Origin of the sequence: Bartonella sp. AU15XJBT (assembly GCF_028618615.1) — a bacterium.
Taxonomy (GTDB): Bacteria; Pseudomonadota; Alphaproteobacteria; order Rhizobiales; family Rhizobiaceae; genus Bartonella.
The window spans coordinates 98654-109222 of the sequence record NZ_JAQITG010000007.1; the positions used below are offsets into that span (position 1 = coordinate 98654).

Annotated in this window: 8 protein-coding genes; 3 read left to right on the plus strand and 5 right to left on the minus strand. The window is 35.7% G+C overall.

Annotation, left to right across the window (positions count from 1 at the left end; translation table 11 throughout):
• Window positions 1-204 precede the first annotated feature (204 nt).
• The 4 genes from PVV57_RS05010 to PVV57_RS05025 form a co-directional block, all read right to left on the minus strand.
• Entirely contained in the window at window positions 205-1044 is an 840-nt protein-coding gene (locus PVV57_RS05010) for a TauD/TfdA family dioxygenase (RefSeq protein ID WP_273783585.1), read from the minus strand.
• A gap of 393 nt (window positions 1045-1437) precedes the next feature.
• Window positions 1438-1764 (minus strand): hypothetical protein, encoded by a 327-nt coding sequence (locus PVV57_RS05015; protein WP_273783587.1) that lies wholly within the window; start codon window positions 1762-1764, stop codon window positions 1438-1440.
• A gap of 306 nt (window positions 1765-2070) precedes the next feature.
• Window positions 2071-2433, minus strand: coding sequence for an MFS transporter (locus PVV57_RS05020; protein WP_273783589.1), 363 nt, complete (start codon window positions 2431-2433; stop codon window positions 2071-2073).
• A 216-nt stretch (window positions 2434-2649) separates the two neighbouring features.
• Complete coding sequence (locus PVV57_RS05025; RefSeq protein WP_273783591.1) at window positions 2650-3576, minus strand: D-2-hydroxyacid dehydrogenase family protein; 927 nt, start codon at window positions 3574-3576, stop codon at window positions 2650-2652.
• Between the two features lie 978 nt (window positions 3577-4554).
• On the opposite strand from PVV57_RS05025, the gene PVV57_RS05030 reads away from it, so the two are divergent.
• From PVV57_RS05030 to ilvC, 3 genes are all read left to right on the plus strand, one after another.
• On the plus strand, window positions 4555-5676 hold the full coding sequence (locus PVV57_RS05030; RefSeq protein WP_273717792.1) for an ATP-dependent RecD-like DNA helicase: 1122 nt from the start codon (window positions 4555-4557) through the stop codon (window positions 5674-5676).
• 84 nt (window positions 5677-5760) lie between these two features.
• Window positions 5761-6495 (plus strand): pyridoxine 5'-phosphate synthase, encoded by a 735-nt coding sequence (locus tag PVV57_RS05035; protein ID WP_273717791.1) that lies wholly within the window; start codon window positions 5761-5763, stop codon window positions 6493-6495.
• A gap of 1363 nt (window positions 6496-7858) precedes the next feature.
• On the plus strand, window positions 7859-8878 hold the full coding sequence (gene ilvC, locus PVV57_RS05040) for a ketol-acid reductoisomerase (protein ID WP_273717789.1): 1020 nt from the start codon (window positions 7859-7861) through the stop codon (window positions 8876-8878).
• A 122-nt stretch (window positions 8879-9000) separates the two neighbouring features.
• On the opposite strand, the gene PVV57_RS05045 is transcribed toward ilvC, so the two are convergent.
• Window positions 9001-10392, minus strand: coding sequence for an amino acid permease (locus PVV57_RS05045; RefSeq protein ID WP_273783592.1), 1392 nt, complete (start codon window positions 10390-10392; stop codon window positions 9001-9003).
• Window positions 10393-10569: the final 177 nt, after the last annotated feature.

The window sequence follows — 10569 nt, forward strand, 5'->3', positions numbered from 1 at the left end:
GATCGGAAAATCCCCCTAGCGGCTTGAAAGGAAGGGCAAAAATAACAAAGATCAAATGCAACCATAAGAAAATCAATTGGCTACCATCGCTTATAATCAGGTCGTAACCTCACCTGATTATGCAGGAAAAATCTGTACAGATGAGATGGGTCGTTAATATGTCTAAACCAGAATAATACTCAACATCATATCATTATCAGGACATTAACATTGAAAATTAAATACCCTTCCTTTTATTTGTTCTACATATCTATGATTCCATAAATCTGTAGACACAAACACTCTTTGAATCCACCGCATTGGATTTTTATAACGATCAAATGATCCAAAAAATTTATCTCTAGAGTGTAGAGTCATTCTGTTATCAGTGTATAATAATCTTCCTGGTTGTACATCAATCCCAAAAGATACAGCTTTAATAGCTTCATAAAAATGATCTAAAGCTTCCTTGGCTTTTTCTGACTGTGGTTCTAACATGCCCGGATAAAAAACAGCGCTGATATCTGGGAATTCACCGTCTCCTTGAACGAGGGGTACTTTACTTGTAGAGGTTGTCCCATTTTTTCTCCATCTATAGGGAACATTGATTATATATAAATCATCTCTTAAGCTCCTCAAATCCTCCTCACTTAAAAGTTTTAAAGCGAGACGTGCATCAGATATTCTCGTTAACGGGCCATCAACATCATTGTGAACACCAGTTAAAAGTATCCCTTTAGGAGATAAATTTAAACCTTTTATAAATTTTAGTGCAGCATTTTCTATATGAAAATCTAACTCAACTTCAGATTCTAATCCTGTATAATCCTTTTTATTATCCTCTAAAGGAACTAGGTTATTTACTATATGTTCGCCTTCAAACTTAATTGAATAAGACTCTCCGATTAATAAAGAAAACATCATAATTAAATTTTCGCTTATATAACCGCTTTTACAAGACGAATCTAAATTATAAGGATTAGGTGACGTATTAATTTTTCTATCAATAGGAAGGTTTTCAAAGACTAAATATGGTCTAGGGGTAATAGACATCTTTTGATTCATAAGAATTGCCAAGATTCTATGGGGTAGTAGCGAAAATGCTATTTTTTAAGCTCAACCGAATATTCAATACCTAACGTATGGATCATACATAACATGGTCTAAAGCCTCTCAAAGTTTGTCGCTTTCGACATTGCTCAACTCAAAAGTATTTTCATTGATCATTATAATTTCCTCCCCAATTATATTTCCCTACTTTTTTATTAAGAAAAGTGAAAAAACAATAATTAAAATCAGCCATGTTCGTAAATAACTGTTTGTAAAATCTTGGATTAATCCAAATAATGGTGGAGCAGTAATAATTGCGATTTGATTTACAGACATGGCTAACCCCAGAGAAAAGCCAATGTTTTCTTTCGGGGAAGAGTCTACAATATAAGCAACTCACGGGCCATACTATCCCATTCCAAAAAAAACTAACCAGGCAGATAAAATAGTTAAATAAATTATGGATCCATTCATGCCCAAAATTAATATTAAAAATCCAAAAACGACTGCAATCATGCAAAACAAGGCAGGAAAAAATCGTCCTTTTTTACAATGATCACTCCACGCTGCTAAAATAATTCTTCCCAAAGCACCAGAAGCCTGTGAAACAGAAAACAAATAAGCACTTTTATCTAAAGCCAGGTGATAGATTCTATAAAAATAAATCGTTATAAAAATGGTTAAAACATATTGAACGATCACAAGTGAAACGCCTGAAAAAATAATATTCTTCATATGCGGTGCAGCCAACATTGCAAGACGAGATCTTACTTTGTATAGAACGAAACTCTTGCTGCTTTCTGGAACGATAGCGATACCTTTTGCTGGTGAGTGATAAAAAAATAATAAATATACATCCGCTTAAAAAAGAAACTATGGCTCCGACCAAAAACGCACCTTGTGTGCCATAGACAAGCACACTAGCTGGAAGAACTATCCCAGCTAATGCTTCACCTAATGGGAGTCACGCTTGCCTTATTCCCATTGCAAATCTGCGCTGCGGTTGTGAAAACCGATTGAGCGTCCCCGGGTTGAGCAGAACTATAAAATCCCTCTACAATGAGAAACAAACCAAAAGGAAAAAATAGTTATCTGCGATTGCTCCAAACAAAAGAGCGATAGAAACGCCGACCGCGCCAACGCCAACATATGACGCTCGTTAAACTTGTCTCGTAATTCACCAGCTACAAGTAACCCAATAATAGGTAAAAACTGTGCTGCTGAAGACAGCAAGCCTATCTGAGAGTGATTAAGCGAGAAATCCTTCTTAAAAAATTCAGCTAAAGGACCAATCCCTTGAACAAAGAAGCAGGCTGATGCTTGAGCGATGGTGGCAACAAGCAATACAATCCATTTATAATATTTTTCTATAAATTTATTATTGCGCGCGATGCCCCCTTCCAATTAACGTGTATTCCAATAAAGCGGCCTTTTTAAATAATGATTGCAACAATAAATGAGGGATTTTATGCTGATGACATAAAAATCTGTCAATACGATTGGTATTAATATGAAAGCTAAGAGAGATGCTTAATTTAAGGAAATAAGCTATTATGTGTCGTGCAAATTTAATACGCTAGCGCTATAAGATAAACTTTAAAAATATTGGCTCAGCCGGCATTAAGCGTTCTTCATAAAAGATGCTATATTTTGGCAAGCTTTTTCAATATAATTCTCAAAGCTTTCTCCAGTCACATAGCCCAGATGCGGTGTGCAAAGAACTCTCTCTGATTGCAATAATTTGCCCTCATATACTGGCTCGCTGTCATAAACATCCAGTGCAAAGTAAATTGAATTTTCCAAACTTAGTATTTTTTCTATCGCCCCTTTTTCAACCAAAGCTGAACGCGCTGTGTTGACAAAAATAGCATGAGGTTTCATGTTCAATAGATCATCTAATTGAATGATTTCTCTGGTTTTATCGCTTAAACGTAAATGGACGGATATAATGTCAGGACGTGTAAAAAATTCATCTTTTGAATGCGTAAAATGATAACCTAAATCTTTTGCTTCTTGCATTGCACGCTGGCTTCCATAAACCAAAATGGACATGCCAAAAGCTTGAGCATATTGAGCAACCATTTTACCAATACGCCCAAACCCGTATATTCCAAGAGTAGCCCCTTTCATTTGGTTGCCAAATGTTGTTTGCCATCGTCCTTTTTGCATATCAGATACGGATTTACACAGTTTTCTACGCGCAGACATCATTAAGAGCCACGCAAATTCAGCAGCAGAAGTTGGATCTCCACCACCATCTAATATTTCAATTCCTAAGTCTCTACACGCTTTTATATCAATATGTGAACCTATAGGGCCGGTTTGGCAGATTAATTTTAAATTTGGCAGTTTCAGGAGAAGATTTCTATCAACTCTAGTCCGCTCTCTGATTAAGATAAGAATATCGATCTCTTTGAGCTTATCTTCTAAATCACATTCTTTAGCTAAATTATTGATAACCAGCACTTCATGCGATTTCATTAATTTTGTAATAGACTGTAATGTTAGGGTGGCTTTTTGATAATCATCTGGAATTAATATTTTCAATTTAAACCTCCCGTTTCATTCATCAATATTGGCGCTCATTATTTCATTGCTAAAACAACCAAAAAGCAATCTCACCGCTGATATTTTGACATAAAGTCTATTAAAAAATTATCTCCCTTGATTCCATTATTATTTCTAGCAATAAGAATAGCATTAATCAGTTCGTTTTTATAAACTTTAAAACATTGAGACAAAAAGAAAAAGTTTGACTCAGTCGATGGAAAATTGCGCTTTTTTCATATTCTAGAGGACAAACCTGAAGTGCTACGCTGGACATGAAACCATGTCCCAGTTTTCTTATCATAGACTACCAAGAAGGCCATATTTACGAACCAGATTTTATTGTCGAAACAGAAAAAGCGACATATTTGTGCGAGATAAAGCGTGTTTCATATAAGCGTGATGTCTCTCTTTATTCGTTGAAATATAACTTATTTGTAGCATGAAGAGTAAATTTATTAAAATCATGATAAGAGGGAGATAGGATCTTTATAGGTATATTATCATAGGATTAAGTCGTTTTGTTGAGAGCTATTTCTATTTCTGCCAAAAGGTTTTTGATATATTTAATTATTATTTTTCCATAGTGGATGTACTTTATTTTTATGTGCAAGAAAGCTGATTGATTATGTAAAATAGTATTCGTAAAATTACATTATTCTTATCCTGTTAAGGACATTTTTTCTAGCGAGGGTTTTGCAATTGCAATGCTCTTTTTCTTATTCTAAATTTTGGTTAGAAAAAGCGTGTATAGGTGTTATTTTAAATTTAAGATATGCATATTCCATTGTTGGTGTTACTGTTGTAAAAATTGTTATAATAATTCGAAAAAGCAATGGGTAAATAATTGATAATTGTGCTACGAAAGTTGTTAGATGGGCGTGTGTCAGCAATTCTTAATAAAAAAGTTTTTCTTGATTGTCGTTTTTTTTCAAAATACTGCTCTTTTTATTTATGCAAATCTTAAGTTGGTAAACTATGCAGTTTTCACAGGAACAGGATAATGCATTGAAGGCTGTTGCCGCGTGGTTGAGGGAAGGGCGTTCTCCTCTTTTTCGCCTTTTTGGTTATGCGGGAACCGGTAAGACAACGCTTGCGCGCTATTTTGCAGAAACAGTTGATGGTTCTGTTCAGTTTGCTGCGTTTACGGGCAAAGCAGCGCAGGTTTTACGTTCTAAAGGTGCAAGCAATGCTTGTACGATTCATTCGTTGATTTATTGTCCCCGTGGAGAAGAGGAAATTTCCGATGAAATTACGGGAAAAAAGTCTATTGCTCCAACATTTACATTAAATCGAAGAAGTGCTGCCGCACAAGCTAAACTCATTATTGTTGATGAGTGCTCGATGGTCGATGAACAATTGGCACGTGATTTAATGAGCTTTCGGACACCAATTCTTGTTCTTGGTGATCCAGGTCAATTGCCTCCTATATCTGGTGGCGGTTTTTTTTCCAATGGAAAACCAGATTTTCTTCTTTCAGAAATTCATCGCCAAGCGCGGGATAATCCGATTATACGTCTTGCTATGGATGTGCGTGAAGGACGCGATATTACTTATGGTGATTATGGAGAAGCGCGCGTTGTGACACGTAAAGAGGTTAATCAACAATTGGTTTTGGAAGCTGATCAGGTCTTGGTAGGGATTAATCGTACACGCCACCTTTATAATCAGCGTTTACGTATGTTAAAGGGATTTACAGCAGAGTATCCGCAAGCGGGAGATAAGCTTGTGTGTTTGCGAAATGATCCTCCTAAAGGTTTGTTAAATGGCTCTTTATGGAAGGTGATGACTTCACAGAAGGAGACAGCTAAACCAAGTATTAATCTTCTTGTGAAACCAGAAGAAAGTGAGCGTGGGGTAACAAAGATTAAACTTTTAAAAGCAGCGTTTGAAAATCCTGATCAGGAAATTTCATGGCAATTAAAAAAGCGATATGATGATTTTGATTATGGGTATGCATTGACGGTTCATAAAGCGCAAGGTTCTCAATGGAATAACGTCGTTTTGTTTGATGAAAGTTTTGCATTTCGTGATATGTATGCACGCTGGCTTTATACGGGAATTACCCGCGCAGCAGAGCGTTTAACGATTGTTCGGTAGAAAAAATATGTGTATCATCCAAGTTTCAGACGGAAAATACCTTTTTTCTATCTTGTTACACACTGTAGAAAAATGGAAATGGGCATGGCGGTAAAACTTTCGGTTAATCTTAATGCTGTTGCTGTTTTGCGCAACCGACGTAATCTTCCCTGGCCAAATATCAAGAATATTGGGCATATAGCGCTTGCCGCTGGAGCGGCAGGTTTGACGGTTCATCCACGCCCTGATGAAAGGCATATTCGTTTTGCGGATTTACCAGATATATACAGTTTAATAAAGAACACTTTTTCTACTACTGAGTTTAATATTGAAGGTTATCCCAGTGATCAATTTTTGGATATAGCTGAAAACTATGCCGACCAGATTACTCTTGTTCCTGATGATCCAGATCAGTCAACGTCTGATCATGGGTGGAACTTTGCTCATGATGCAGAATTTTTAGCCCCTATTATTCAGCGTTTGAAAAAAAGAAAGATTCGTGTATCTCTTTTTGCAAATCCTACTATCGATGGTCTTGATATTGCTAAAGCAATAGGGGCTGATCGTGTGGAATTTTACACTGGACCTTACGGTGGTGCATTTCAAGACAAAACAACACAAGATCAAGAGCTCAATAAACTTGTTTTAGCCGCCAAAAGAGCGAAAGAGTTGCAGTTAGGTGTGAATGCAGGGCATGATCTGACGATTATGAATCTTCCTACTCTGGTCAAAAATGTTCCTTGGCTTGATGAAGTTTCTATTGGCCATGGGCTTATTGCTGATGCATTAGAGTATGGGATGCATGAGACTGTTCAGCGTTTTATTCGGTTGTTATCGTAATCTTTTTTTCTTTATAAAGTTGGAAGAGAAATTTTTATAAAACTTTGCCAGTTTATCTAAAAAAATAATATATGTTTAGCTCAATAACACTATTAATATGCATTATAAATATTCTATTGTCGCTCTGTTTATTGATCGCTTTCTATTTTTTATGTTTTTGAGTGCACGAGATGTTTTTTATTCGTACCGTCTATTATGAGGAAGGTTTAAAACCTTCTTTACTATAATTTCTTTGAAGCGATAAAAAATAGGGATTTTAAAGTGTTTTTATTATAAGAAGGGTGTGTAGGATTTTTAATGGATGAGTGTACAAAATTCTCTTGAGCGTAATAAAGATATTTTTCAATATGTTTGGGTTGATTTCACAATGTTATCTGCAAAGAGTATAGCACGAAATCTCCATGAATAAAAAAACTATTGTTCATCATCATTTTACGTCATAAAGATATAAGTGAGTGCCTTCATTGTTTATTTGCTTATTTAATGTTGTGCAGCTGCTTTTGCAAAATGGTTTATAAGAGATATTTGTGTGCAATTCTCCTTGTTGATGTACGAGGTTTTTTGATGATTTCATCATGAATAGATTTTTTAAAATCAGTAAATGCTTTTTATCGATAATATCAATTCAATACGCTTTGTTGCAACATTGGGAGCGAGAAAATAAAATGATGAGATCGACTGATCGCTTTATGAAGGAAAGATGGGGGGGGCGCAATAAATCTTAGACTATTACAAATCTTAAGGTAGGAATTCTTGAAAAGATCTCGAGCGCAGTGAGAAATTTCTTTAAAACAAGCGCGTGAGTAAATAACACAAGAGTGTTCTATTTTGGGCATTCTTTTTTGCGTGAGAGGCGTGGCTATTACAGAATATAAAAAGTAAAAGTTGTAAGCTAATGTATACTCTCTGTTATTTAAAAGATATTACTGTATATATATTTTTGAAGGCTGTATTAAAACAATACTTGTTATTTTGTAATTTTTCTTGCTATCCGCATTGATTTGGTTCATGTTAAAAATTGTATGTTGTATCTTAATTTTTAGGCTATAATATTTTGTGGCGCTATAGGAGAATAGAATCTTAGCAGAGATATATTTTCTTGAGAAGTCTTGTGTTTTGTAAGTATCATTTTTGTAGCACAGCAGTTGAAGTTTATTTGGGGATCCGTATATGTTTTGGGAATGTTTGGGGGCCACGTTTTTTCTATGCAATATGTAGACTTTAGAAGATTATACAATGGCTGTGTTCTTATAAGCGGTGTTTTTTATCTTTATGAGTGTGTGATGCACTGAAGATAATGTTTCTTATTTAATAAAAATAATCTGAAATCCAGTTTAAATTAGAGAAAGAAGGAAGTGTTTTTATGCGTGTTTATTATGATCGTGATGCGGATGTTAATCTCATTAAAGGAAAAAAAGTAGCCATTGTTGGTTATGGTTCTCAAGGGCGTGCGCACGCTTTAAATTTGAAAGATTCTGGTGTTCAAAATGTGCAAATAGCTTTGCGTTCAGGGTCGGAAACAGTTAAAAAGGCTACGGCCGATGGTTTTGAAGTGGTGAGTGTTGCTGAAGCAGCAAAATGGGCAGATCTCATCATGATGGCAACACCAGATGAATTGCAAGCTGATATTTATAAAGAGCATATTCATGACCATTTACGTGATGGGGCGGCGATTGCTTTTGCCCATGGTTTGAGCATTCATTTTGGCTTGATTGAACCTAAAAAAACCGTTGATATTGTGATGATTGCTCCTAAAGGTCCAGGCCATACAGTTCGTCATGAATACCAACGTGGTTGTGGTGTTCCTTGTTTAATAGCGGTGGCACAAGATGCTTCAGGGCATGCGCATAGTGTAGCATTATCTTATGCATGTGGACTTGGTGGTGGACGCGCTGGGGTGATTGAAACAACATTTAAAGAAGAGTGTGAGACTGATCTTTTTGGTGAACAAGCAGTTCTGTGTGGTGGTCTTGTTGAACTCATTCGAGCAGGGTATGAAACACTAACACAAGCAGGCTATGCACCAGAAATGGCTTATTTTGAGTGTTTACATGAGGTTAAACTGATTGTTGATCTCATGTATGAAGGGGGCATTGCAAATATGAATTATTCGATTTCTAATACAGCTGAATGGGGCGAATATATGTCTGGTCCACGTGTGATTACGGATGAAACCAGAGCAGAAATGAAACGTATATTGAAAGATATTCAAACGGGTAAATTTACATCGAATTGGATTCAAGAATATAAGGCAGGTGCTGCTCATTTTAAAAGTATGCGGCGTTTAAATGATAATCATCCTATTGAAGAGGTTGGTAAAAAGCTTCGTTCTATGATGCCTTGGATAAAATCTAATGCTTTGGTTGATAAAGAGCGTAATTAAAGCCTCTAAGAGATGTTTTTCACGTCTATAGTTTTATAAACAAATATCAAAAAAGGGTAACTTGAGTTACCCTTTTTATATGTTTTTTGCACATAGGTTTTATTTTTTAGGGGCTTTATTTTTTAAGTTTTTGCATAACTCTTTCTTCCAAAAAGAAAATATACAATGCCTAAAAATATAAACCATGCTGGTGTATATTTTAAAGCTATGGCGGTATCTGCTTCTAATGACAATAAATAAATAATGAATGCAAAGAAAACGAGAAGCGCCCAACACATCACAACACCCCCTGGCATTTTATAAGGAGAGACAGTATGCTGGAGAGGACGATTGCGACGATAAATGATATAGCTGATCAAAATGATAGACCATACAAATATAAATAAAATTGCGGCAATTGTCGTAACAATTGTAAAAGCAGCTATAAGGGTTTGAGATAACGATACAATCGCATAACCTAATAAGATACATAAACATGAAAAGAATAATGCGTTGGCTGGAACATGTTTACGAGAAAGTTTTCCTAAAAATTTAGGAGCTCCTTTTTGTGTTGCTAGTCCATATACCATACGGCTGGTAGAAAAAATTCCACTATTTGCTGAAGAGGCGGCAGCTGTGAGGACAACAAAATTCATCAAACCAGCAGCAGTTGGAATACCAATAAGTGCATACATTGTTACAAATGGGCTTTTTTCTGGACTAATTTGATCCCAAGGCATTACAGACATGATCACAAGAAGAGAGAAAATATAAAAGAATACAATGCGGACTGGTATTGAATTGACAGCCTGGGGTAAAGCTTTTTGAGGCTCTTTTACTTCAGCCGCCGCTGTTCCTGCGAGCTCAATGCCAACAAAAGCAAAAATAGCAATTTGAAATCCAGCAAAAAAGCCAGTAATCCCTCGTGGAAAAAGATTTCCACCATTCCATATATTGCTAAGGGAAGCAACTGTACCGTTTGGAGAGACAAAACCGGTGAAGATCATATAAAATCCCACAACAATTAAGACTAAAATTGCTACGATTTTGATAAAACCAAACCAGAACTCAAGTTCGCCAAAGAGTTTTACGGCGATGAGGTTAAGGATTAAAAAGGACATAAGAGCAATGATAACAGGAATCCATGGGTTTAGTTCAGTCCACCAAAAATGTGCATAAGTGACAATAGCAATAATTTCAGCAGTTCCAGTAACAATCCAACACAACCAATATGTCCAGCCGATAAAGAATCCAGCACATGGTCCTAGAAGATCGGTCGAGAAGTCAATAAAAGATCGGTATTGTGTATTAGAAAGCAATAATTCTCCCATAGCACGCATGACAAAGTATAGAGCACAACCAATAATCGCATAAACGAGGAGGATTGAGGGGCCTGCTACACTGATTGTTTTTCCTGATCCCATAAAGAGACCAGTTCCAATTGCTCCACCAAGGGCTATAAGTTGTATGTGGCGGTTATGTAGTCCACGTTGCAATTTCTTCTTAGGTTTTTTTTCTAAATTTTGTTTGTTCATTTTTGGGAAGTTCCCTTTAGTTATTTTAAGATAAAAATTACCCTAAAAAAGGTAATCCTTTCTATCGCAACATGATATGCTTAATGAGTAAAGGAATTTTTTTCTATGACTTTATATAAATAAAGAAAAAATTTTATTAATTAATGTTATAATTATTTTATCAAAAATTAATATTAT